General features: G+C 68.3%; 20 protein-coding genes. 4 read left to right on the top strand and 16 right to left on the bottom strand.

The annotated features are described in order from the left end of the window. The first annotated feature begins 144 nt into the window (after positions 1–144). The 4 genes from glgP (at position 145) to APY03_RS11645 (ending at position 5009) form a co-directional block, all read left to right on the top strand. On the top strand, positions 145–1845 hold the full coding sequence (gene glgP, locus APY03_RS11660; RefSeq protein WP_068676935.1) for an alpha-glucan family phosphorylase: 1701 nt from the start codon (positions 145–147) through the stop codon (positions 1843–1845). Between the two features lie 165 nt (positions 1846–2010). Then, positions 2011–2835 carry a universal stress protein gene (locus tag APY03_RS11655; protein WP_068676933.1) on the top strand — a complete coding sequence of 275 codons (825 nt, stop codon included), beginning with the start codon at positions 2011–2013 and terminating at the stop codon, positions 2833–2835. A 120-nt stretch (positions 2836–2955) separates the two neighbouring features. Continuing rightward, positions 2956–3630: a response regulator gene (locus APY03_RS11650; RefSeq protein WP_068676931.1), complete on the top strand. Its 675-nt coding sequence runs from the start codon at positions 2956–2958 to the stop codon at positions 3628–3630. After that, the gene (locus APY03_RS11645; protein ID WP_068676929.1) at positions 3627–5009 is read left to right on the top strand and encodes an ATP-binding protein; all 1383 of its coding nucleotides are present in this window, start codon (positions 3627–3629) and stop codon (positions 5007–5009) included. The genes APY03_RS11650 and APY03_RS11645 overlap by 4 nt, the downstream gene beginning before the upstream one ends. Positions 5010–5013: 4 nt before the next feature. Here the strand turns inward: APY03_RS11645 and APY03_RS11640 are convergent, their stop codons facing one another. From APY03_RS11640 to APY03_RS11565, 16 genes are all read right to left on the bottom strand, one after another. After that, positions 5014–5697 (bottom strand): tetratricopeptide repeat protein, encoded by a 684-nt coding sequence (locus tag APY03_RS11640; RefSeq protein ID WP_197913175.1) that lies wholly within the window; start codon positions 5695–5697, stop codon positions 5014–5016. A 10-nt stretch (positions 5698–5707) separates the two neighbouring features. After that, the gene (locus tag APY03_RS11635) at positions 5708–6568 is read right to left on the bottom strand and encodes an SDR family oxidoreductase (protein ID WP_068676928.1); all 861 of its coding nucleotides are present in this window, start codon (positions 6566–6568) and stop codon (positions 5708–5710) included. Continuing rightward, positions 6565–7263, bottom strand: coding sequence for a TenA family transcriptional regulator (locus APY03_RS11630; RefSeq protein ID WP_068676927.1), 699 nt, complete (start codon positions 7261–7263; stop codon positions 6565–6567). The genes APY03_RS11635 and APY03_RS11630 overlap by 4 nt, the downstream gene beginning before the upstream one ends. Positions 7264–7284: 21 nt before the next feature. Next, positions 7285–8706: an AMP-binding protein gene (locus tag APY03_RS11625; protein WP_068676926.1), complete on the bottom strand. Its 1422-nt coding sequence runs from the start codon at positions 8704–8706 to the stop codon at positions 7285–7287. Then, positions 8703–9332 (bottom strand): thermostable hemolysin, encoded by a 630-nt coding sequence (locus tag APY03_RS11620; protein ID WP_068676972.1) that lies wholly within the window; start codon positions 9330–9332, stop codon positions 8703–8705. Before APY03_RS11620 ends, APY03_RS11625 begins: the two co-directional genes overlap by 4 nt. 112 nt (positions 9333–9444) lie before the next feature. Continuing rightward, on the bottom strand, positions 9445–9807 hold the full coding sequence (locus APY03_RS11615; RefSeq protein ID WP_232081276.1) for a hypothetical protein: 363 nt from the start codon (positions 9805–9807) through the stop codon (positions 9445–9447). A gap of 104 nt (positions 9808–9911) precedes the next feature. Continuing rightward, the gene (locus APY03_RS11610; RefSeq protein ID WP_083944290.1) at positions 9912–10691 is read right to left on the bottom strand and encodes an ABC transporter ATP-binding protein; all 780 of its coding nucleotides are present in this window, start codon (positions 10689–10691) and stop codon (positions 9912–9914) included. Beyond that, a complete protein-coding gene (locus tag APY03_RS11605; protein WP_068676924.1) occupies positions 10688–11932 on the bottom strand; it encodes an ABC transporter permease in 1245 nt (414 codons plus the stop codon). The genes APY03_RS11610 and APY03_RS11605 overlap by 4 nt, the downstream gene beginning before the upstream one ends. A 4-nt stretch (positions 11933–11936) precedes the next feature. Next, a complete protein-coding gene (locus APY03_RS11600) occupies positions 11937–12992 on the bottom strand; it encodes an efflux RND transporter periplasmic adaptor subunit (protein ID WP_068676922.1) in 1056 nt (351 codons plus the stop codon). Between the two features lie 90 nt (positions 12993–13082). Beyond that, entirely contained in the window at positions 13083–15254 is a 2172-nt protein-coding gene (locus tag APY03_RS11595; RefSeq protein WP_232081277.1) for a 3'-5' exonuclease, read from the bottom strand. Further along, positions 15251–15619, bottom strand: coding sequence for a response regulator transcription factor (locus APY03_RS11590; RefSeq protein ID WP_068676919.1), 369 nt, complete (start codon positions 15617–15619; stop codon positions 15251–15253). Before APY03_RS11590 ends, APY03_RS11595 begins: the two co-directional genes overlap by 4 nt. Then, positions 15616–18387 (bottom strand): sensor histidine kinase, encoded by a 2772-nt coding sequence (locus tag APY03_RS11585; protein WP_068676917.1) that lies wholly within the window; start codon positions 18385–18387, stop codon positions 15616–15618. The genes APY03_RS11590 and APY03_RS11585 overlap by 4 nt, the downstream gene beginning before the upstream one ends. A 1-nt stretch (position 18388) precedes the next feature. Continuing rightward, positions 18389–18589, bottom strand: coding sequence for a hypothetical protein (locus APY03_RS11580; protein WP_068676915.1), 201 nt, complete (start codon positions 18587–18589; stop codon positions 18389–18391). A gap of 12 nt (positions 18590–18601) precedes the next feature. Continuing rightward, positions 18602–19684, bottom strand: coding sequence for a putative nucleotidyltransferase substrate binding domain-containing protein (locus APY03_RS11575; protein WP_068676913.1), 1083 nt, complete (start codon positions 19682–19684; stop codon positions 18602–18604). A 10-nt stretch (positions 19685–19694) separates the two neighbouring features. Beyond that, complete coding sequence (locus APY03_RS11570; protein WP_068676911.1) at positions 19695–21422, bottom strand: cation acetate symporter; 1728 nt, start codon at positions 21420–21422, stop codon at positions 19695–19697. Continuing rightward, positions 21419–21727: a DUF485 domain-containing protein gene (locus tag APY03_RS11565; RefSeq protein ID WP_068676905.1), complete on the bottom strand. Its 309-nt coding sequence runs from the start codon at positions 21725–21727 to the stop codon at positions 21419–21421. The genes APY03_RS11570 and APY03_RS11565 overlap by 4 nt, the downstream gene beginning before the upstream one ends. Positions 21728–21815 lie beyond the last annotated feature (88 nt).

The following is a 21815-nucleotide window of genomic DNA, read 5'->3' as shown; positions in this document are numbered from 1 at the left end:
GGCCGAAGGACACGATCGTGGTCTCCACCGATCCGATCCGGGCTCCCGGCAAGTTCATTTTCTCCACCGGAGAGGAACTGGAAGTTCACGCTGCCTGAGCGCAGACTGCTCCCATGGGCAGCCCGCCGGATCCAGGAGACGCATATGACGGTCGAGTTCGAGGGCTTCCTCCAGGAGCCCCGCATCGCGTACTTCTCGATGGAGTTCGCGCTGAATGAAAACATGCCGACCTACAGCGGCGGTCTGGGCGTTCTGGCGGGAGATACGATGCGCAGCGCGGCGGACCTCGATCTCCCGATGGTCGGCGTCACCCTGGTCAGCCGGGCCGGCTATTTCCGCCAGGAGATCATCGAAGGAGCCCAGGTCGAAAACCCCGAGGCCTGGCAGCCGGAGAAGTGGTGCCGATCCTTGCCGGCCAGAGTGGCGGTGTCGATCGGCGGCCATGACGTCTGGATCGGCGCCTGGCTGCACCGGGTGGAGGGCCATTGCGGCGGTGTCATCCCCGTCATCCTGCTCGATACCGATCTGCCCGACAACAGCGCTGAGGACCGCGAGATCACGCACCATCTCTACGGAGGCGACGATGCGTATCGCGTGAAGCAGGAGATCGTGCTCGGCATCGGCGGGGCGCGCATGCTCGCCGCTCTCGGCGTGAAGGTGCTCAAGTACCACCTCAATGAGGGGCACGCCGCCTTCCTCACGCTGGAGCTCCTGCGGCGTCATGCTCATACGGTCCAGGAAGCAGGGGCCGGCGCCTTGCGTTACGACACTGCGGCCGTGCGCAGCCGCTGCGTGTTCACCACTCATACCCCCGTGGAGGCCGGCCACGACCAATTTCCATATGCACTCGCCCAGCCCTTGCTCGGCGACTTCGCCGATGGTGCCCAGCTGAGGGCGCTCGCGGGCGAGGACCGGCTCAATATGACGAGATTGGCCTTGAACCTGAGCGAGCATGTCAACGGCGTCGCCCGGCGGCACGCGGAGGTCTCCCGCCAGATGTTCCCGGGCTATGAGATCCGTGCCATCACAAACGGCGTGCATCCGTGGACATGGGCCAGCGACAGCTTCCGGCGGCTCTACGACAGATGCATCCCGCACTGGTGCCATGAACCAGAGCTCCTGATGCGTGCGAGCGGCATCGCCGACGAGGAGATTCGCAAGGCCCACGCCGATGCCAAGGCCGCACTTGCCGAGGAGATCGTCAGGCTGGGCGGGCACGCACCCGATGCCGCGGTGGCCACCATCGGCTTCGGCCGGCGAATGACGCCCTACAAGCGACCGGACCTGCTCTTCTCGGACCTCGGCCGCCTGCGCGAGATCGCCCGGCGCAATCCCTTCCAGATCGTGCTTGCAGGCAAGGCGCATCCGCGCGACAGCGGCGGGAAGCTGCTGGTGGAGCGCCTGCACGAGTACGCGCGCCAGCTGAAGGGCGCTGTCCCGGTGGTGTTTCTGCCCGACTACGACGTGCGCATCGCGCGTTTGCTCGTATCCGGCGTGGATGTCTGGCTGAACACACCGCAGCGCCCGCTCGAAGCCTCCGGAACCAGCGGCATGAAGGCAGCCCTGAACGGCGTGCCCAATCTGAGCGTACTGGACGGCTGGTGGCTCGAAGGATGGATCGAAGGGGTGACGGGATGGGCCATCGGTCGCGACGGCAACCAGGACGACGCCGCTGGCGACGCGGGTTCTCTTTTTGGTCAACTCGACAACGTGGTGCTTCCGCTCTTCTACAACGATCCCGCTGGATGGACAAAGGTGATGAAAGGCGCCATCTCGCTCAACGCTTCATACTTCAACAGCCACCGGATGTTGCGCCGCTACGCCGCAGAGACTTACCTGCGCTGAGCCGAAGTTGGCGCAGCTTCGGCAGAAACGGGGCGTCCAATGCGGCGTTCCCACTCCGTTGCGGCCCTCGGCATTGATGAACATCAAGGCCGCCAGGTGCTCTCGCCGCGAAGATCGATGCATCGCACCATCTTGCCGACGCACACATTGAAGAGGGCCCGAGCCATGAACATCAAGACCATCCTCGTTCACCTGGACCATGCGGACAGGTGCAGCGCCCGCATCGATCTCGCTCACGGCATCGCAAGGACGCAGGGCGCCCATCTCATCGGGCTGCTGCCCAGCGGCTTGCTGGAGGGCACGGTTCCGGCAGACGCGATTGCCACGGGGATGACCGACTACATTGCGGAGTCCGCCCGGTACCTGCGGCAACGCGCGCAGGCGATCGGCGAGGACTTCAGGGCCAGGCTGGGGGCGACCTCGCACGAGGTCCGTGAAACCGACGGCACGACCATCGACTCGCTCGTTTCTCAAGGCCGCTCGAGCGACCTTGTCGTCGTGGGGCAGGAGGACCACGCGAGCGACTCGGACGTGCCGGTGCGCGGACTCGTGGCCCAAGTGGTGCTCGATGTCGGCCGGCCGGTGCTCGTGGTGCCCTACGCCGGCAACTTCAAGGAGGTGGGACAGGATGTCCTCCTGGCATGGGACGGGTCGCGCGCCGCCGCAGTGGCGATGCGCGAGGCCTTGCCGCTGCTGGCCCATTCGCGCCGGGTCACCCTGGCTTCGTTCCGACGCACGCCTCAGGAGGAGGCACTGTTGATCCCGGAAATGACGCGCTGGCTGCAGCGTCATGGCGTGCAGGCGAAGGTGGAGCAGCACGTCACGGAGATCGACATCTCGGACGCACTGCTTTCGCGCGTCTCCGACCTCGGTGCCGATCTGGTCGTGATGGGGGGATACGGGCACTCGCGTCTGCGCGAGAGGGTGCTGGGCGGCGTCACGCGGGAGGTCCTCGCCCATATGACAGTGCCGGTGCTGATCGCCCATTGAGTTCTTGACACCGGGACCGGTCTCCGGCGCACGTGAGCGGGTGGCGAGCCGGGCGCCGCACAGGCCTGCATTGCTCTGCATAATCGACCGCGCCGGAATGGACGATTGCGAGACCCCCTCATGCGCATCCTGATCGTGGAGGACGACACCTTGCTGGGCGACGCCGTCGCGACGGGCTTGCGCCAGCTCGGTCATGCTGTCGATTGGTTCGGCGATGGGGTTCTCGCAGACGCCGCCCTCTCGACCGCGCCCTACGATGCGGTGGTGCTGGATCTGGGGCTGCCGGGCGGCGACGGCATGCAATGGCTATCCCGCTGGCGCGGACGCGGCCTCAAGCTGCCCATGCTGATCCTCACGGCCCGCGATGCCGTGGAGCAGCGCATCGCCGGCCTCGACGCAGGGGCGGACGACTACCTGATCAAGCCGATCACGATCGACGAGCTCGCGGCGCGGCTTCGCGCCTTGGTGCGCCGTTCGTCGGGCCAGGCGCAATCGGTGTGGCAGCACGGCGCGCTCGAATACGACCCCGCCGCCAAGGTGGTGCGCTGGAAGGGACAGCAAGTGGACCTGACGGGGCGCGAGATGGCGTTGCTGGAGGCGCTGCTGGCGGATTCGCAGCGTGTGTTGTCCAGGGCCTACCTGCAGGAGAAGCTCTACGACTGGAGTGGCGGCGAGCCGGAGAGCAACACCCTGGAGGTGCACATCCATCGCCTGAGGCGCAAGATCGACCCCCTGATCGTCCGCACCGTCCGGGGCATCGGCTATGCGCTCGGCTCCGGAGACCCCTCGGCATGAGCGGGCGGAAGGCCCGGGAGCCGCGCAGCCTCCAGCACCGGCTTGTCCTTTATCTGCTGATATGCGCGCCACTGGTGTGGGCCGTGGCGCTGGTCGTCTCCGTCGACCGGGCCCGCCACGAGGTCAACGAGCTCTTCGACACGGAGCTCATCCGCCTCGCGCGCCAGGTGCAGGTGACGCTCAGGGAGACCAAGGGCATCGGCGCGGGTGCACTGCCGGCGGCGCCGGGGCCAGGCAGCCAGGCAGCCGGCGAATCCGACTTGCGCGATCTTGCCGTCGCGGTCTGGGATGGGCAGGGCCGGCTGTTGCTGGCCGACCGGGAAGGGGCGGAGCTGCCCCGTCGGCAGGACCGTTCGGGCTTTGTCGACGAGGAGATCGGCGACCAGAGTTGGCGCGTCTACTACCTCCAGTCGGTCGACGGCGAATGGCTGGTGGCCGCCGGGCAGAAGGTCTACGAGCGCGACGAACTGGTCGTCGGCCTCACGGCAAGCCAGGTGATCCCCTGGCTTCTCGTGCTGCCCGTGCTGCTGCTCACCATGAACTGGGCGGTTCGCCGCGCCCTGGAACCCCTTCGCCAGCTGACCACCGACCTCCAGGGTCGTGGCGCCGACGATCTGGAACCCGTTCCCACCCGTTCGACCCCGGCCGAGCTGAAGCCGCTGGTCGGCGCCATGAACGGCCTGTTCGCGCGGATCGAGGCGTTGCTGGCGCGGGAGCGCCGCTTCACGGCCGATGCCGCCCATGAGCTGCGCACGCCGCTGGCAATCCTGCGGGTCCAGTGGGATGTGGTCCGTCGCGCAGCCATCGGGCCTGAGCGCGACGAAGCCGAGGCCAAGTTCACCGCCGGCATGGAGCGGATGGGGCGTCTCGTTGCGCAGATGCTGGCGCTGTCCCGCCTGGAAGCCGGCAACTTGCCGAAGCCGAAGACGGAGGTCCGTTGGCCGACCGTGGTCGAGGAGGCGGTGAATGAATGCCTTGCCCTTGCGGAGCGCCGAAGGATCGAACTGGCGTGCGAATGGCCACCCGGCGGCAGGTACCCCATGCCATTGCTCGGCGACGAACACCTGCTCGTCGCCCTGCTGCGCAATCTGCTCGACAACGCCCTGCGCTACGCCCCGAGCGGAAGCACGGTGACGCTGCGCATCGGTGAGGAGCAATTGGAAGTGGAGAACGAAGGACCACCCCTGAGCGGCGAGCAACTGGCCCGGCTGGGGGAGCGTTACTACCGCCCGGCCGGTCAGCGTGAAAGCGGCAGCGGCCTGGGCATTTCCATCGCCCGTCGCGTCGCCGAGCTGCACGGGCTGGAGGTGGCCTTCGAAACATGCTCGAACGGGCAGGGCGTTCGCGTCGTCGTGCGCTTCGCCGCACCGCAGCGTTGATGCTCTATCTGGCCTTTGCCTTGTCGAGCAGCGCCCGTGCCTCCTCGCGACGCCCGGCGTCGGCCACCTGCCGCCCCGGCCGCGGCGGTGCCTGGATCGCGCGCTCCAGGTAAGTCACGGCCTGATCGGGCTGCCTGGTTTCGAGCAGGTACTCGCCGTAGAAGAAATTGGGGTCGATGCCCTTGGGATTGAGCGAGAGCGCTTTCTGCAGGAGCTCCCTGGCCTTGGCCTTGTCGCCGAATCCGACCGGCCAGCCCGGCACCTTGTAGTAGAGAACGCCGAGGCTGTTGTAGGCCGAGCCGTCGAGCACGTCGCCGTTGACGCGGATGGCTTCCTCGTACAGCGCCTTGGCCTGCTTGACCAGGCCCAGCGCGCCGAGCCCGCCCTTTTCGCCTGCCCATGAGCTGACGATGATGCCTTCCCACACCAGGGGCTCGCTGCGGCCCGGATACGCTTCGCTGACCTGGCGCGCCTTGGTGGCGAGTGCCTCGAAGCGCTTTTCGCGCTCGGCGGGCGGTGTCTGGTAGCGGATGACTTCCCAGTCCCGCTGCAGTTCAGTGATGGACTCTTCCACGCCAGCGGCGCCGGCGATGCGCGGCAGGCCGGCGAGTGCGGCGGCGGCGAGCAGGGCGCTCGTGCAGCGTCGTCGAGTCAATGTGGTGGGCGATGGGTGTTCTCGGTTCGTCATGGCGCAAGCCTCATGGATTGACAGGGAAGGAATCGGTGCGGGTCGTCGTGTCTCCGGCCTCGCCGGAGGTCTCCCGCGGCAATGCGGGCAGGCTGCGGCGATGCTTGGCGAAGGCGCCGTCCAGCAGGGCCGGAGCCACGCCGTTGATGCGTACCGCGAGCTTCTCGGGGTAGCCGAGGAAGCGCTCCGGTGCTTCGTCTTCGAGCATCCTGAGCATCGAGCGCGCCACGATGGCAGGGTCGTCCGTCGCGCTTCCGGTGGCGCGGTTGTAGGCCTCCACTTCGCGGCTGTTGAAGCCGGTACGGGTGGTGCGCGGCCCCAGGTACTGCACCAGCACCGCGCTGTCGGCGAGCTCGCGGCGCAGCGCTTGCGCGAAGCCGCGCAGGCCGAACTTGCTCGCGCTGTAGATGCTGTAGCCGGGCAGCCCGATGCCTCCCAGTGCCGAGCCGACGCAGATCACCTGGGCACGGGGCAGGCCGCGCAGATGGGGCAGCAGGGCCCGCGTCAGCAGCATCGGCGCCAACAGGTTCGTCTGCAGCACGCGCGCCATGCTTTCCGGTGTCGCCGTCTCGAGATGCCCGAAGCTGGCCAGGCCGGCCGCGTGGACGATCACGTTGCATTGCCATTCACGCGCGTCACTCGCCAGGCTGGCCAGGTCCGCAGTGCTGGTGAGGTCCGCGGAACGCCATTCGACCCGCGGCCGATCGCCGGTCGTGCGGCCCATCAGCATTCGCGACTGGGCTGCCAGCTTGGCCGGCGAGCGTCCCGACAGCATCAGTGCGGCACCGGCCCCGAAGAACGCCGCGGCGGCAGCCTCGCCGATGCCGCCATAGGCGCCTGTCAACAGGATGCGTGCTTCGGTGGGCTTCACGAAGCGGCTCCAATGCCCGCCCGGCTCGGCGCCTCGGTGGTCGCGTGTGGCAAGGGAAGGCCGCGGAACACATCGCCGTAGAGCCGGAAGAAGGCGCGGGCTGCGTGGACGATGTCCGCCTGGTCCCTGGGGTCCTCGATGACATTCATGAGCATCGCGAACTGGGCCGTGTGCTCCTGGTCCAGCGTGCCGTGCGAGCGCAGGTAGCTGAAGGCACTGTCGGGCAGGGCCAGGGTCTCCTGGATCTGGTCGGCGGCCAGGAGTGCCAGCGAGACGCTCGTGCCTTCGAGCACGTGCACCATGCCGAAGAAGCCCAGTGGATTGCGCCTCGCGATCATGTCGTACGCGTAGGCCACCATGACTTCGGCGGCATGGCCGGGCATCCCTTCGCGAACGGCGTCGGCATCAGCCCCGCAGGCCCGGATGTCGTCGAGGATCCAGCCGTCATGGCCTTGCTCTTCCTCGATGTACTCGTCGAGCGGACCGCGCAGCCACGCATGGCGTTCGGGAAGCGCCGCCTTGCAGGCCTGCAGCAGCGGCACCGTATGGCGCACGTGGTGGTAGGCCTCGCGCAGGAAGGCGACATAGCTTGGGAGCGAGACTTCGCCACGCAGGCAGCCCTGGATGATGGGGGCCGCCAGCAGGCCAGCGCGGGCGTCGGCGGTTTGCTTGAGCAGGGTTTCGTAAAAACTCATGGGAGCTCCGGGCGAGAAGATTCAGGTCGAGGGAATGCCGAGCGCATCGGCATGCGCCGCCAGGATGGCGGCGCGTTGCGGGCGCCCGTTGGGCGTCGCCATCCCGGATGCGGCATCGAAGGCGGCACGCCCGCGCGTCCAGCGATGCACGCGCGCATAGTCGGGAAGACGTGTATTCGCGGCGTCCACGGCCGCCTGCAGATCGGCGTCGGTGGTTTCGGCTCGCAGGGGCCACAACACGGAACCGAGCGCGGCTTGTCCGTCGCCGAGGACCACGGCCTGGCCGATGGCGGACTCGTCGCGCAGCTGGGTCTCGATCCACTCCGGTGAAACATTGCGTCCGAAGGAGGTGATGAGTACCAGCTTCTTTCGCCCGCGCACGTACACGAACCCATCGTCGTCGATGCTGCCGAGGTCGCCCGTGGGCCACCACGCCGGTGCAGGGGCCGGGTCGCCGAGGTAGCCCGAGAACAGGCTGCCCGCGATCTCGATCTCCCCGTCCGCCGCGATGCGCAGCCGTGCGTGCGGCAGCGCGCGCCCGGCGCTCCCGTCGCGCTCGGCGCCCGGAAGGTTGAGCGTTTGTACGGATGCCCCTTCGGACAATCCGTAGCCCTCGTACGCCGGCAGGCCAACCGAACGCGCAGCGGCCATCAGGCGCGATCCGACCGCGGCGCCGCCGACGGCCACCATGCGCAGCGAAGCCGGGGCGCGTCCACGAGCCTCGAGCAGATGATGAACCCAGGCCTGCAGCATCTGCGGCAGCAGGATGATGCTGTTGGGCTGGTGTCGCAGCACGGTCGCATGGAAACGCGCCGCATCGAAACTGGACGAGCCTTGGAGGCCGAGTTCCTTCAGCGGCAGCACGATGCAGGTTGCGCCGCGCGCGAGCGGCGCCATCAGCCCCGCGATGTTCTCGAGCAGCACGGCGAATGGAAGTGCGCAAAGATGGCGCTGGATGTCCAGCGGATCCAGCGCCTGCACCAGGCCATTGGCGACGCTCTGCATGCTGCCTGCACTGAGACAGACGCCCTTCGGTACACCGGTCGTGCCCGAGGTGAAGGTGATCTTGGTCGTCCCCGGCGGCATCGGCGGCGCCCGGAAAGGCAGTCGCATCATGACGAGCGGTTCGTCGGCAATGTCGATGGCGCACGCAGGTGCCGAGGGCCAGCGAGCTGCCAGTGCGCCCAAGGTCAGCAGCGTGTCGACGCCCGCGGTGCCGAGCACGTGGGAGAGCTGCTCGGCACTGAAGAAGAGCGGCAGCGGCACGTGCACCACATGTGCCTGCGCACAAGCAAGGTCGGCCACCACCCAGGCCGGGGTGTTGTCCATCAGCGTGGCCAGCACGCGCGTGCCCTGCGCCGTGAGCTTCTGTGCAAGGGAGTGCGCCGCTGTATCGAGGTCTGCGGCGCTCCAGGTGCGCCGCCCATTGTCCAGCGCTGTCATGCCGCGCGCTTGCCCAGTTGGCGCAGTGCATCCGGAAGGTGTCCTGCCAGCACCAGCGGCCCGTGCTCGTAATAGCTGCCCCAGTCCTTGGCATCCGGACCGAGCGCCGCCGAGCTGGCGTGGCCGAGCTCCAACGGCGCAACGCCGATCCTGACGAACAGTTGCCGCAGCTCCTGCGTCAGGGTTCCAACCACCCACTGGAAGCCTTGCGATGCCAGGTACGGACCCAGCAGATAGATCAGGCGGCGCCCTTCGCCAGCCCGCCCGGCGGCCAGATGGCCGACTTCGACGATGTCTGCACGCGCGGCGCGCTGATTGCCGTGCCGTGCGATGACGCGTTCCACCGGCGCTTCGAGATAGCGTTCCAGGAACAAGGGGCCCTGCGCGGCATGACGGTAGCCGGCCGCGGCAACGAGCGTGCCGGCACGGTCGTGCAGACTCACCAGCACGGGTGCGAAGTGCGTGACCCGGGCGCCGAAGCGTCTCGCGTAGACCTGCGTGATGAATGTCTCGACTTCCGCTCGACGAGGATCTCCGCGGGAATGGATCTCAAAGGGTGGTCGCGCGGGCGCTCGATTGGCGCGCACCGGCGACACACCGCCGTCCTTGTGGAGGGACGTGGCCATGAACATGTTTGCTCCAGATGCAGGCCCACTGACGTGGGCTCAAGGAGCCATGTTCACGGCATTCGATGAACGGCTCCTTAAGCTGGGCTGCGTCCTGGCAGGACTGCCGTCGTCATCGCGCGGGCCCTCTCGGCGCCTCGCGATCGCGCATCATCTCCGTCGTCATGTCCCTCATTTCCATGCAGCGCTTCGCCATGTCGGGAGGGCCGTCTCCCCGCATGCCCCTGCCGTGGCCGCCCATTTCGCACATCATCGACATGCCGCCCTGCATGGCCTTCATGTGCTCGGCCATCAAGGCCTGCCGTTCCTCGGGCGTCTTCGCGGCCCTCATCTTCTGATGCATGTCGCGCATCATCGTCATCTGCTGGTCGTAGCGGGCGGCCGAGCCGTGCGACGCGCCGTGGTGATGCATGGGGGACTGGGATGCACAGCCGCCGAGTGCAATCGCTGCAGCGACAAGAAGGGTGGTTTTCATGATCTGGCTCCTTTGCACCAGTATGGATTCCCTGGATGACGGGTCATTGATGAAGATCAACTTCCGGCTGGCCGCGGCAGCCGTCCGCGGGAGCCGGCGAAGCGTCACGCGCCGCGCTCGGGCCGCCATGCCATGTCGATGCGCCCGTCGACAATGCCGATGCGGCGATCCGCGGCGGAGGCGAAGTCCGTGTCGTGCGTGACCGCCACCACGCTCTTGTGAAGCTCGCGGGTCAGGCTCCGGAGAATGTCGCGCACGTTGGTGCTGGAAGCCGAGTCGAGGTTGCCCGTCGGCTCGTCCGCGAGGATCACGAGCGGATCGTTCGCCAGCGCCCGGGCGATGGCAACGCGCTGGCGCTGGCCGCCGGACAACTGGCTGGGCCTCTTGCGGTGGTGGCCCTCCAGCCCGAACTGGTCCAGGAGCTCGGCGGCGCGAGCCTCGGCCTCCCGGTCCGAGAGGCGTCCGAGCCTCCGAATCGGGAGCGACACGTTGTCGAGTGCGCTGAACTCCGGCAGCAGGAAGTGGAACTGGAAGACATAGCCCAGCCGCGCGAGCCGGAAATCGGCGAGCCGGTCCTCGTCGAAGGCGCTCGTGTCCTGCCCGTCGATCCAGATGCGTCCTTGCGTGGGCACGTCGATCAGGCCGAGCAGATAGAGCAGCGAGGACTTGCCGGAGCCCGAGGGCCCCATCACGCAGACGAACTCGCCGCGGTCGATCTCGAGGCTCACGTCCTTGACCAGGGTGACCGGCACCTCGCCCTCGAGCGTGCGGGTCACGTGCTCGACGCGAATCACCGGGCCGGCGCCCGGCTCGGCGTTGCCCACTGGAGTACCTTCGCCTTCGGCTGCGGTGCTATTCGCCTTCGGAGCGGCCGTGCGTCTCATGCTGCGCCCCGCAGGATGTCGACCGGCCGCACGCGGCCTGCGCGCCGCGCGGGCAGATAAGAGGCCGCCAGGCAGGAGAGCATCGCGAAGCCCGCGGCCATTGCATGCTGCTCGGCGCCCCACGACATCGGCAGGCGGACAAGCTCCGTGACACCGGGCGGGCGAATCTCGATCTGCGCGAGCACCTGCATCAGCGCCAGGCCGAGCAGCTCGCCCAGGGCGCTGCCGATGAGCCCGACGATGAGGCCTTCCGTGAGGAAGATGCGTCGCAGGTCGCGCGGATGGAAGCCCATCGACTTCATGATCGCGATGTCCCGCGTCTTCTCCATCACGATGGTCGAGATCGTGTTGTAGATGCCGAACGCGGCCACCACGAGGATTGCCGCCACGACGCTGTACATGATGATGTTGCGCACCAGCAGCAGGCTCAGCAGGTCTTCGGAAGCCTCGATCCAAGACACCGCCTTGTAGCCCGTGGCGGCCTCGATGTCCCTCGCCGTGCGCTGGGCCGCGTACGGATCGGTGAGCTGGATGAGCACGCGGTTGACGCGGTTCTCCCGGCCCAGCAGCGCTTGCGCCCGCTTGAGCAGCACGAAGGCCTGGGCTTCGTCGTAGCTGGCGTTCCCGGTGCGGAAGATGCCAACCACGCGCAACGACCGGCTGGTGCCGTCGGCAGCCAGCACGAGCAGCGTGCTCCCCAGGCGCAGGCTGAACTTGTCGGCGAGTCCGCGGCCGATCAGGATGCCGTTGGAGTCGGCTGCGAGCGCGTCGAGCGAGCCTGCCTGCAGCTTTTCCTCGATGGTCGTCACGTGCTTCATCTTCTCGGGCATGACGCCCGACAGGGTGACCCCCTGCTGACGCCCTGCGAAGGTGAGCACGGCAGCATCGGCGAGCACCGGTGCAGCGCGAACGCCCGGCAGCGCCTCGATGAACGCAAGGCGTTGCGACCAGCCGCGTATGCCCCTTGTCTCGCGCAGCGGGCGCACATTGCTGAGGTGGACCGCGCCCTCGGGCCAGCGCAGCGCGGCAGGCTGCGCGCGGCCTTGCCGAACCTCGTCGTAGACGGTGATGTGGGGACTGCTGTCCACGAGCCGCTTGAGGAAGTCCTCTTCCGACCCGCGCATCAGGCCCGAGACCGCCAGGAAGAAGGCGACGCCGAGCACCACGCCCGTGAGCGAAACGAGCGTTTGCCGCTTGCGGGTCGTCAGGTGTGCCAGCGCGATGTCGAGGGCGATCGCCATGTCGTCACTCGCTGGCCAGGGCAGCGGAGGCAGGAGAGTCCGGTGGCGCAAGGGTGCCGTGCGCGCGCTGCCCCTCGCGCAGGGCGTCGGAGGGAGACAGCACCACCGCGTCGCCATCCGCGAGCCCCGACACGATCTCGGTCCGATCGGACCCGACGATGCCCTTGACCACGGAGCGCCGGTTCAGCCGCCCACTGGCCAGCAGCCACACGCGATCACCCTGGATTGCGCGGTTGGGCACCAGCAGTGCACCCTCGCGCCGCGAGACGATCACGTTGGTGTCCATGGTCATGCCGCTTCGCATGGGGCCTGCTTCGATGGGCGGGGCGTCGACCAGGCGCACCCGTACGCGGTAGCTGCGCGAAACCGGATCGCCCTTGGGGGTGATTTCGGCCACCCGCCCCTCGTAGAGGCGCTGGGGCAGCGCGTCGCTGCGCATCATGACGGTCTGGCCGACCATGACCCGGGCGATGTCCTCTTCGTCGACCTCGGCCGTGACCCTCAGCGGGGCGCAGCACGCCAGCGCGAACACCGTCTGGCCTGCAGGCACGAACTGGCCGGCTTCCCCGTCGCGACGCAGGACGATGCCGTCGGCAGGCGCCACGAGCTGGGTGTAGTCGCGCTGCGCCTGCGCCCGGCGCACTGCAGCATCGGCCGCCTGCCACTCCATGCGTGTGCGATCGAGCTCGGCCCGCGCGACGAATTGCTGCTCCACCAGGGAGCGCGCACGCTCGTACTGGAGACGCGCCAGTTGTTCGCGCGCGCGCATCTCCTGGACGGTCTGGTCGAGGTCGCTCGACTCGATGCGCGCCAGCACCTGGCCGCGCTTGACCTGCTGGCCTTCTTCCGCATCGACCGACAGCAGCCGGCCCCCGGCCCGTGGCGCCACGGGCACCATGACCGTCGGTTCGACCGTGCCGGTGGCATAGACCGCCTCGATGGCCGGACCCCGCGTGGGCAGCGTGGTCTGCACGCGCACCGGCCATTGCCACCAGACGGCAGCGATGGCCGGCACCGCCAGCAGGCCGAGGCCGACGAGGATGAGCGTCCTTGGTTTCAAGCGCGTTCTTTCGGCATGAGTGACGCCTGTTATCGGCGAAGCAGGCGCCTCGCCGGTTGATCCAGGTCAAGTCCTCCTACCCGGCGAGCCTCAATAGCTCAAGCGTGCATACCAGGTGCGCTGCGCGGCCTCGCGCGCCTGGTCCAGCGTGTGGATTCCCTGCATTGCAAGCAGCGGGATCAGCCGCAGGAACACCTCCGCTGTCAGCAGCGCGTCGCCCAATGCGGTGTGGCGGCCAAGCACGGGGATGCCGAGGCGCTCGGCGATCGCCTCCAGCTCGTGCGACGCCTGCTGCGGACTGGCCACTGCCGAGAGCAGCAGCGTGTCCAGCACCGGCTGGTCGAAGCGCAGCCCGGTGGCCGCCTCCTTCATTTGCAGGAAGCGCAGGTCGAAGGCAGCGTTGTGTGCCACCAGCACGGTGTCGCTCGCGAAGGCGTGGAAGGCGGGCAACACCTCGCCGATGCTTGGCTGGCCGGCCACCAGCTCGGGCGTGATGCCATGGATCGGAATGCCTGCCGCGGGGATGCCCCGGCCGGGATTGACCAGCTGCTCGAAGCACTCCTGCCGCAGCACCTTGCCGTTGACGATGCGCGCAGCGCCGATCTGCAGGATCTCGTCGCCCTGCGAAGGGTCGAGCCCGGTGGTCTCGGTGTCGAAGACGGTGTAGGCCAGGTCGACCAGCCGCCGGCCGCCGAGCTCGTGGGTTTGCGCACCGCTGCCGAACAGGTCGAAGTCGTAGTACTCGGGGCGGCTGCCGCTGCGCAGCACCGACGCGGCCTCCAGTTGCTCCTGGGGCTGGGTCAGCGGCAAGAGGAAGCGGAAGAACGCCTCCTGCCGCGCGCGCTCGCGCTGGAACCAGAATGCGCCGCCGTGGCGCTCGACCACGTCGCGCACCGACAGCAGACTGGCTTCGTCGCCCACCGTCATGGGGCTCGACTCCCAGCCGATGGCGGTCTCGGTGCTGATCGGCGTACCCTGCCAGACCAGGTCGAGGTGGGCGCGCTCGCCCTCGCGTTGCAGGCGCAGCTGGACGCGCCTGACGGCGAACTCCTCGGACAGGCGCGTCGCCAGCGAGGCCAGCGCCTGCAGCAGCGAATAGCTGTCGACCCTCAGCCAAAGGCCGGCATCGACGTCGGAGGCGCTGGCGCGCATCGGCGTGCGTGCCTCGATGTGCCGCACAGCGGCATGCAGCAGGTCCGCACCGAGCATCTCCTCGAGCGGCCAGCGCGTCTTCAGGTCCTTGCCGGCGCTTGCCGCGATCGACTGTATGCGCTCGGTCATCGTGCGCACCTCCTCGCGCACCACGTTCAGGAAGCGCTCGCGCGCGGGCGCATCCAGGTCGGGCAGCTCCAGCATGTCAACCGCCGCCTGCAGGCTGCCCAGCGACGAGCGGCTGCCTTCGGTGAGCGCGTGCATCAGGCGGTCCCGCTCCGAGTCCTGCTCGAACTCGCGCGTGATGTTGTGCAGCATCAGCACGAAGCCTGACAGCTGCGTGGTGTTCCCCGGCGCAGCGGACGGATCGCGCACCGGCGCCATCTGCACGCGCAGCAGCTGACCGGCGCGGGAGCTGGTGACGAACTGGGCGGCCGGCTGGGCGGCGCCGCGCTCCAGGCGATGCTGGATGCTCTCCAGCGCATGGGCGACGAGCTGGCGATCGAACACCGCATAGATCGAGCGCCCCAGCCCGACGAGCTCTGCGCCGGCGGCCGGGGACAGCGCGTGGAACTGCAGCCGCGCGTGCGGGTTGTAGAGCAGGATGCGGCCATCGAGATTGCACACGATCACGCTCTGCGTGAGCTCCGACATCAACGCTGCCAGGCGGCTGCGCTCGTGTTCGATGCCGCGTGCCGCTTCCTGCACCTGGGCGGCGATGTCGGCGCGCAGGGCATCGCGCTCGCGGGCGAGCCGCTCGGCGACCTCGGCCAGGGCCCGGGTGCCGGCCGGGCATGCCGTCGCCGCCCGCGCGGGCAGCCCGTCCTTGGCATCACCGGCGACCAGCAGCGCCTGGGCGGCCTCGGCCACCCGGGCCGGCTGCTTCACCCAGAAAGCATGCGCACGACGGCCCAGCGCCCCCAGCGCGAGGGCCAGCACCGCCCAGCCCATCAGCAGCAGCGCGGCGCGCGGCCCCAGCACCGCGCCCAACGCTTCGCGCTCGGCGGGGCTCAGCGTGGCCGCCAGCATGGCACCGAGCCCCACGCCCGCGAGCGCCAGCACGGCACCTGGCCCCAGCATGGCTGCGAGCTCGCGCGCGTCGGGTTTCACGGGGACAGCATCCGGCGTACGCGCTCGGCCAGCTCGCGCGTCGAGAAGGGCTTCGTCATGTAGGCATCGGCACCCAGGGCCAGGCCCTTGGCGATGTCGGTCTCCCGGCCCTTGGCGGTGAGCATGAGAATGCGGGTCCCGGCGATCGCCTCGTCGGCGCGCACCGCCTGGAGCACCTCGACGCCCGACTTGACCGGCATCATCACATCCAGCAGCACGAGGTCGGGCCTGAGCTTGCGAATGGTGTCCAGCGCCTGCTGCCCATCGCGCGCGATGCTCACGTCATAGCCTTCGCGCTTCATCAGGAACTCGAGAGAAATGACGATGTTGGGCTCGTCGTCCGCGATCAGCACCTTGGAATTCATGTGTCTGTCTCCGGTTGCGCGGTCTCCTGCCGCAGTGGAAGCTCGAAGCCGAAGCATGCGCCTTCGCCGGATGCCGGATCGAGCCACATCCGGCCTCCGTAGTGCTCGACGATGCGGCGACTGATGGGCAGGCCAAGCCCGGTGCCCTGCGGCCGGTTCGCAGCGTCGCCGCCCTGGCGGAACTTCTCGAACACCAGCTCGCGCTGTCCGCGCGGCACCCCCGGGCCGTTGTCGCACACGGTGCACACCACGCGCTCGCCGTCCGCCCGCAGGCACAGCTCGGCATGGCCGGAGCCGGGCGGCACGAACTTGGCCGCGTTCGACAGGAGGTTGACCAGCACCTGCATCATGCGGTCCGGGTCGGCCTGCAGCGGCGGCAGTGCCGCAGGCAGGCGCAGCGACACGGTCGCGCCGCGCTCGTGGAAGAGCTCCTGTGTCGTCTGCACCGCCTGCCGCGCGAGTGCGCACAGGTCGACCTCCGTGGTGCGCCACTCGGCGGCGCCGGCTTCGATCTTGGCCATGTCCAGCACCTGGTTGACCAGCCGCGTCAACCGTTCGGTCTCGGCGACGACGAGGCCCAGGAACTGCTGGCGCTGCGCAGCGTCCATGGCGGGATCGTCGAGCATCAGCTCGGCCAGCGCGCGTATGGAGGTCAGCGGCGTGCGCAGCTCGTGCGTCACCGAGGACATGAAGTCGTCCTTGAGTCGATCGAGGCCCTTGAGCTGCTCGTTGAGCTGGCTCAGCTCGGCTGTCGCGCGCTCCAGGGAAAGCGATTTCTCCTCCAGGGCCTGCGAGTGCGCACGCAGCGCGGCTGCCTCGCGCGAGGCCTCGTCCAGGATGCTCATCACGTCGTGCAGCTGCAGATCCTCCTCCTGCACCACCGAGGCCACCATCAGCCGGGCCGATGACCCGCCAATGGCCCCGGCGAGCTGGCGCTCGACGAACTGCACCAGCCGCGCATCGGCGGCGATCGGGTCCGGCGCCGGCGCTGCGTTGCGCCGCGCGTACTCGTCCAGCAGCCGGTCGGTGGCTTCGGCGCCCAGGAAGCGGGTGGCCAGCTGGCGCAGGTCGGCGAGTTTCGCAGTGCCGCGCCAGAACACCGGGCCGGCATCGGCCGCAGGATCGGCGGTGCGCTGGAGGGCGTCCACGAAGGTCAGCGCCTGGCTTGCTTCGCGCGCCGACGGCCGCCGCAGGAGCGAGACGCCGAAGTACAGCGCCGTGTTGGCCAGCAGGCTCCAGAACAGCGCGTGCGTCAGGTTGTCCAGGCCGGCAAGACCCAGCAGCTGTTCAGGCCGCAGCCAGGCAATGCCGAAAGGCCCTTCGTCGACGAACCGTGCCGCGATCCAGCCCGACTTCGCGATCGAGGGCAGCATCAGCGTCCAGGCCCACAGCAGGAAGCCTGCGCCCAGGCCTGCCAGCGCGCCATCGCGGGTGCCCCCTTTCCAGTACATCCCCGCGAGCATGGGAGGCGCGAACTGGGCCACCGCGGCAAAGCTGATCAGCCCGATGCTCACCAGCGCATAGTCCTCGCCTGCAATGCGGTAGTAGAAGTAGCCGAGCAACAGGAGCACGACGATCACCGTGCGCCGGACGCCCAGCAGTACGCCGCTGAGGTCGCGCGCGGTGCGCAGGCCGGCGCGCAGCAGCAGCGGCATCACCAGGTCGTTGCAGACCATGGTGGAGATCGCGATCGCCTCGACGATCACCATCCCCGTGGCCGCCGAGAGCCCGCCGATGAATGCCGCGAGCGCCAGGCCGGGCTGTCCGGCGGCCAGCGGCAGCGAAAGCACGAAGGTCTCCGGGTTCTCGCTGCCGCCCTGGAAGTGGAGCAGCCCGCCGATCGCGATCGGCAGCACGAACAGGTTGATCAGCAGCAGGTACAGCGGGAAGGCCCAGGTGGCGCGTCGCACGTGGCGCTCGTCGACGTTCTCCACCACCATCATCTGGAATTGCCGCGGCAGGAAGAACATCGAGAACATGGCGAGCAGCGTCAGCGCGAACCACTGGCCGCCCGCGAACCCGCCGGCCGCGGGCGCGCCGCCGGAGTCGCTCCCGAGGGTGAGCAGCCGTGCAAGCTCGGGCTGGGCGGCTGCGCGGCCGAACAGGTCGGCCGGCCCGTCGAAGAGACCCCAGGTGACGAAGGCCCCGACGGCGATGAATGCAATCAGCTTCACCAGCGACTCGAAGGCGATGGCCGCGACCATGCCCTCGTGACGCTCCGTGGTGTCGAGATGGCGTGCGCCGAAGGCCACGGTAAAGCCTGCCAGCACCAGCGCGATGTACAGCGTGCTGTCGCTCCACCAGGCCAGCGGCCGCGCGGGCGCGTCGACGAGCAACGCATAGCCGCTTGCGATCGCCTTCAGCTGGAGCGCTATGTAGGGCAGGATGCCCACCACCGCGATCAGCGTGACCAGCATGGCCAGCAGTGGACTCTTGCCGTGCCTGCTCGCGATGAAGTCGGCGATGGAGGTGATGCGCTGGCTGCGTGCGATCCGGATCATCTTGCGCAGCACGGTCCAGGCCATCAGCATCCCCAGCGTCGGACCTAGATAGATCGGCAGGAACCAGAGCCCCGACGAAGCCGCTCGGCCGATGCTGCCGAAATAGGTCCAGGCTGTGCAGTAGACGCCCATCGAGAGCGTGTAGATCCAGGGGCTGCCGATGAGCGAGCGCCCCTCGCGCGCCCGGCGGTCGCCGACGTGCGCAATGGCGAACAGCAGCGCCAGATAGCCGAACGCGGCCACGATGACGACGGGTGTTGCCTGCATCTCAGGGCTCGCCGGACGATTCGGCCGCCCATGCGGCCACCGCGATCAGGCACGCCCATCCCCCGAAGAGCGCGAGCGGCATCAGCGGCAGTCCCCACACCATGACCGGGTGGTCCCAGAGCGTGAGCAGCGGGACATTGAACAGCAGCCACCCGAGCGCGAACAGGCCGACGAGGCGTTGGGGCTTCGGGCTTTCGGACATGCGTTCCTGCCCTCAGAGGGCATCGAGGCGGAAGCGCTGCTGGATCTCGCTGCGGAAGCGCCGCACGATACCCAGCGCACTGCGCAGCGTGTCGCGTTCCAGCGTGCCGAGCTCCGACGGACGCACGCAATTGTCCGGCGCCTGTCCGCCCTGCTTGCGTCGCAATTGACCCGTGAGCTTGAGCGCCATGAGCCAGTGCAGCGCATCGAGCACATCGCGCGCGAGGCCGGGCTCGATCTGCTGCTGTTCGACCAGCAGGCGCAAGCGCTGCGCCGTGCCGTTGTCGCGCAGGCGCTGCTGCAGTGCCAGCGTCCTGACGCCGTGGACGATCGGGAAGGTGCCGAGCTTCTTGAGGTCCAGCGCCTCGTCCTGGTCGCGCGCGATGAGCCGGTGCCACCAGTTGGGATGCGGATCGAACAGCTCGATCGCGCTGGCAAAGCGAGCCAGGAAGACATCGGTGCGATCGACGATCCGGTCGAGGTGATCGCGCGCCTGCGCGAGCAGGCTGGCGTCGCCCGCGACGGCCAGGCTGTCGATGAAGATGGCCAGGTTCATCGGCCCTTCGGGGTGGGCGCCGTAGACCCACTCCCGCAGCACCTCTTTGAAGCCCGCCAGCGGCTGGCACCAGGGCGGGTTGCTGAGCATGATCCGGCCGGGGCAGGGCGGATAGCCGAGCTCGGCCAGCCCGGCGCTGAACTGTGCAGTGACAGCCTCCAGGCCGGGGTACTGGAAGCCGTCGCGCAGCAGCAGGGCATTGTCCTGGTCGGTCTTCAGGAGCTGCTCGCCGCGGCCTTCGCTGCCCATGACGACCAGGCAGCTGTTGGCCACCAGCTCCGCCGGCGCGAGCAGCGACCACAGGCGCTGGAAGAGGCGGGCGTTGAGCTCTCCGGTGACCTTCGCGATCCGATCGATCTTCAGGCCACCGTCGTGCAGCAGCGCGACGATCGCATCCACGCGGGCGGCAGCGACAGCAAGCTCGGCCACCGTGGCGGCCTCGTCCATTTGCCGTGCCACAGCCCGCGGGTCGTCGCAGGCAAGCCCTGCGCCGTCCAGGAGTTGCAGCTCCGGCGCGGTCCCGGGGTCGCTGCGGCGCATGGCGGCACCCTCAGTGCCCGCTGGCGCCGGAGGCTCCGATGCCGGTTTCCGAGCGCACCTGCTGCGCGATGAAGCCGCCCCTGTCGAGGTCCGCGCGCTTGCTGCTGTCCAGCAGCGAGAAGATCCAGATGCCGAGGAAGGCGATCGTCATCGAGAACAGGCAGGGTGACGCATAGGGGAAGAATGCCGAGCCTGGCGGGTTGCCCAAAGTCGCTTCCCATACGGACGGAGACACCACCGTGAGCGCGACCGAGGAAATCAGCCCGAGGAAGCCGCCGATCACCGCGCCGCGCGTGGTGCAGCCCTTCCAGAGCACCGACATGAACAGCACGGGGAAGTTGGCCGATGCCGCAATGGCGAAGGCCAGTGACACCATGAATGCGATGTTCTGCTTCTCGAACACGATGCCGAGCAGCACCGCCAGCGCTCCGAGTGCGATGGTGGTGATGCGCGAGACGCGCAGTTCCGACGCACTGTCTGCCTTGCCGTTCTTGACGACGGTCGCATACAGGTCGTGCGAGACGGCCGAGGCACCCGACAGCGTCAGGCCGGCCACGACGGCCAGGATGGTCGCGAAGGCCACCGCGGAGATGAACCCGAGGAACACGTTGCCACCCACCGCGTTGGCAAGGTGGATGGCCGCCATGTTGCCGCCGCCGATCAGCACGCCCTTGCCGTCGAGGAACTCGGCGTTCGTGAGCACGAAGGTGATGGCGCCGAATCCGATGATGAAGGTCAACAGGTAGAAGTAGCCGATCCACCCGGTCGCCCACATGACCGATTTGCGAGCTTCCTTGGCGCTGGGCACGGTGAAGAATCGCATCAGGATGTGCGGCAACCCGGCAGTCCCGAACATCAGCGCCATGCCGAAGGAAATGGCCGAGATCGGGTCCTTGACGAAGTTGCCGGGCCCCATGATCGACTGGCCGATGGCCGCCGCCGCTTCCGCGGTCTTCCCGTCCTTGAGCGCCAGGTCGGTCTTGACCTTCACGGCCCCGGCGAACATCGCCTCCGGGCTGAAGCCGAAGTGCCACAGCACCGATAGCGCCATGAAGCTGGCGCCGCCCAGCAGCAGGCAGGCCTTGATGATCTGGACCCAGGTCGTGGCGGTCATGCCGCCGAACAGGACATAGACCATCATCAGCGAGCCGACGATCACCACCGCGATCCAGTACTCGAGGCCGAACAGCAGCTTGATCAGCTGGCCCGCGCCAACCATCTGGGCGATCAGGTAGAACGCCACCACGACCAGCGTGCCCGAGGCCGCAAAGATGCGAACCGGCGACTGCTTGAAGCGGAACGCCGCGACATCGGCGAAGGTGAACTTGCCCAGGTTGCGCAGCCGCTCCGCCATCAGGAAGGTGATGACCGGCCAGCCGACCAGGAAGCCGATGGAATAGATCAGCCCGTCGTAGCCGGCGACCATCACGGCCGCGGAGATGCCGAGGAAGGAGGCGGCGGACATGTAGTCGCCGGCGATCGCCAGGCCATTCTGGAAGCCGGTGATGCCGCCGCCGGCCGTGTAGAAGTCGGCCGCCGACTTGGTCTTGGATGCTGCCCATTTGGTGATGAACAGCGTGCCGATGACGAACACCCCGAACATGCCGATGGCCGTCCAGTTGGTTGCCTGCTTCTGGGCCTGGCCGAGATCGGCACCGGCGGCCCAGGCCGCTGCGGACGCGGCAAGCAGGCTTGCGAGGATCAGCGCGCCGCGTGGGTTCGGGAAGCGGGCTTTCATCGGAGTGTCCCCTTCGCCACCGCGTCGGACAGCGTGTCGAACTCGGCGTTGGCACGCCTGACGTAGTAGGCGGTGATCGCGATGGTGAAGAGGATGACGCCGAAGCCGATCGGAATCCCCAGCGTCATCACGCCATCTCCCATTCGTTGCGCGAGGAAGGGCTTGTTGAACGCCACCAGCAGGACGAAGCCGTAGTACACGAGCAGCATCAGCAGGGTGAGGATCCAGCCGAAGCGCGTGCGCTTCGCCTTGAGCATTTGGTATTGGGGATGGCCGGCAATGCGCCGGACCAGATCGTCTTCCATGGAATCTCCTTCAGATGAGGGGGTTGGCGACGCCATTGGAAGCTCGGGCGCTGTACGCGCCCTTGCGCTAGCGCAAGGTCTGTGAGTT

The organism is Variovorax sp. WDL1 (assembly GCF_001541225.1).
Lineage (GTDB): Bacteria > Pseudomonadota > Gammaproteobacteria > Burkholderiales > Burkholderiaceae_C > Variovorax.
This window is presented reverse-complemented; position numbering and strand designations above follow the sequence as displayed.

What these genes read in the sequence shown, in the direction of transcription:
- APY03_RS11585 (WP_068676917.1), bottom strand. Translation starts at nt 18,387, where the DNA reads ATGCAGGCAACACCCGTCGTCATCGTGGCCGCGTTCGGCTATCTGGCG.
- APY03_RS11650 (WP_068676931.1), top strand. Translation starts at nt 2,956, where the DNA reads ATGCGCATCCTGATCGTGGAGGACGACACCTTGCTGGGCGACGCCGTC.
- glgP (WP_068676935.1), top strand. Translation starts at nt 145, where the DNA reads ATGACGGTCGAGTTCGAGGGCTTCCTCCAGGAGCCCCGCATCGCGTAC.
- APY03_RS11645 (WP_068676929.1), top strand. Translation starts at nt 3,627, where the DNA reads ATGAGCGGGCGGAAGGCCCGGGAGCCGCGCAGCCTCCAGCACCGGCTT.
- APY03_RS11620 (WP_068676972.1), bottom strand. Translation starts at nt 9,332, where the DNA reads ATGGCCACGTCCCTCCACAAGGACGGCGGTGTGTCGCCGGTGCGCGCC.
- APY03_RS11640 (WP_197913175.1), bottom strand. Translation starts at nt 5,697, where the DNA reads ATGACGAACCGAGAACACCCATCGCCCACCACATTGACTCGACGACGC.
- APY03_RS11590 (WP_068676919.1), bottom strand. Translation starts at nt 15,619, where the DNA reads ATGAATTCCAAGGTGCTGATCGCGGACGACGAGCCCAACATCGTCATT.
- APY03_RS11615 (WP_232081276.1), bottom strand. Translation starts at nt 9,807, where the DNA reads ATGAAAACCACCCTTCTTGTCGCTGCAGCGATTGCACTCGGCGGCTGT.
- APY03_RS11580 (WP_068676915.1), bottom strand. Translation starts at nt 18,589, where the DNA reads ATGTCCGAAAGCCCGAAGCCCCAACGCCTCGTCGGCCTGTTCGCGCTC.
- APY03_RS11630 (WP_068676927.1), bottom strand. Translation starts at nt 7,263, where the DNA reads ATGAGTTTTTACGAAACCCTGCTCAAGCAAACCGCCGACGCCCGCGCT.
- APY03_RS11605 (WP_068676924.1), bottom strand. Translation starts at nt 11,932, where the DNA reads ATGGCGATCGCCCTCGACATCGCGCTGGCACACCTGACGACCCGCAAG.
- APY03_RS11565 (WP_068676905.1), bottom strand. Translation starts at nt 21,727, where the DNA reads ATGGAAGACGATCTGGTCCGGCGCATTGCCGGCCATCCCCAATACCAA.
- APY03_RS11655 (WP_068676933.1), top strand. Translation starts at nt 2,011, where the DNA reads ATGAACATCAAGACCATCCTCGTTCACCTGGACCATGCGGACAGGTGC.
- APY03_RS11575 (WP_068676913.1), bottom strand. Translation starts at nt 19,684, where the DNA reads ATGCGCCGCAGCGACCCCGGGACCGCGCCGGAGCTGCAACTCCTGGAC.
- APY03_RS11570 (WP_068676911.1), bottom strand. Translation starts at nt 21,422, where the DNA reads ATGAAAGCCCGCTTCCCGAACCCACGCGGCGCGCTGATCCTCGCAAGC.
- APY03_RS11610 (WP_083944290.1), bottom strand. Translation starts at nt 10,691, where the DNA reads ATGAGACGCACGGCCGCTCCGAAGGCGAATAGCACCGCAGCCGAAGGC.
- APY03_RS11625 (WP_068676926.1), bottom strand. Translation starts at nt 8,706, where the DNA reads ATGACAGCGCTGGACAATGGGCGGCGCACCTGGAGCGCCGCAGACCTC.